At 66.3% G+C, this 1,291-nt stretch carries 1 protein-coding gene; it reads left to right on the top strand.

The window, feature by feature from the left end; all coding sequences use genetic code 11:
* Positions 1-71 precede the first annotated feature (71 nt).
* Positions 72-1,238, top strand: coding sequence for an IS481 family transposase (locus tag AC5RWU_RS24280; RefSeq protein WP_494037352.1), 1,167 nt, complete (start codon positions 72-74; stop codon positions 1,236-1,238).
* Positions 1,239-1,291: the final 53 nt, after the last annotated feature.

Here is a 1,291-nt window from a genome sequence, read left to right as displayed (position 1 = left end):
TGTGCGGTCCGGACACATGGGTGACAGTTCGTTAGCGGGACATCCCTGACACTCTTGCACAGATGAGAGTGATGAGCGTGAATGACCGATGGCTGGAAATCCTGCTGGCGCCGGTGCGGGACGGTATCCCGGTTTCTGAGGTGTGCCGCCGCTACGGCATTTCCCGGCAGAGCTTCTATGAGTACCGCCGCCGTCTGTGGGCGGAGGGAACTGCCGGGCTGCAGCCCAGATCCCGGCGCCCTGCGACCTCTCCGGCCAGAACCGCCGACGAGATCGAGTCGCTGGTGGTACGCCTGCGGGTGGACAACCCGCGCTGGGGCGCGCGGGTGCTGCGGACCAAGCTCGTCCAGGCCGGCCTGGACCCGGCGCCGGCCGTGTCCACCATTCATCGGGTCCTCAAGCGCCACGGACTGGTCACGGCACAGGCGCGCCGGACCCCGAAAACCTGGAAGCGGTTTGAACGGCACGCTCCGAACGATCTGTGGCAGATCGACGGCACCCAGGTTGCCCTGGCCGATGGCTCTCGGGCATGGATCGTGGATCTGCTCGATGACCATGCCCGCTTCTGCATCGGTGCGCACGCCGTGCGCCGCTTCACCGCCCAGGCGGCCTGGGCTGCCATGGAAAAGGCAGTGACCGAACACGGGGCCCCGCGGCAGCTGATCAGCGATAACGGCCTGCAGTTCCGCTCCCGCAAGGGCCAGAAGCCGGTCCAGTTCCAGGAAAAGCTCTCCGCCCTGGGCATCAGCCAGCTCAACTCCCGGCCCCGGCACCCGCAGACCTGCGGCAAGCTCGAACGCTATCACCGCACCTTCAAGGAGTTCTATGCCGACCACGGCCCGGCGGCCGGAATCGAAGAGCTCCAGGCACTGTGTGACCGGTTCCGCTGGCACTACAACCACGAACGGCCCCACCGCTCCCTGGAACAGCAGACTCCCGCGGCCGTCTACGGCATCTCCCGCAAGGCCTCACCCGAAGACAAACGCCGCGTGCGGACGGCTCCGCGGATCCTGAAGGTCTCTTCCGCCGGCTCCGTGAACTTCCGCAAACGCAAGATCAACGTCGGCCAGTCCTTCACCGGTCAACACGTGCGCATCGTCGAAGGACCCGAGCACGTCACGGTCTGCCACCACGGCACCGGAGAAATCCTCCGTGAGCTCGTCCTGGGACCGGTCGGCACCTACCACGGCAGCGGCAAAACACGCGGCCGTCCCCGCAAGACCGCCGAAGCCGCATAGACTGTCAGCGATCTCCCGACAACACAGTGTCAGGGATGTCCCCGGACCGTACA

The sequence above is a fragment of the Arthrobacter sp. B0427-1-12 genome (genome assembly GCF_059092905.1).
Note: the sequence above shows the minus strand (reverse complement) of the source record. Positions and strands in the feature narration are given on the sequence as shown.

What these genes read in the sequence shown, in the direction of transcription:
- AC5RWU_RS24280 (WP_494037352.1), top strand. Translation starts at nt 72, where the DNA reads ATGAGCGTGAATGACCGATGGCTGGAAATCCTGCTGGCGCCGGTGCGG.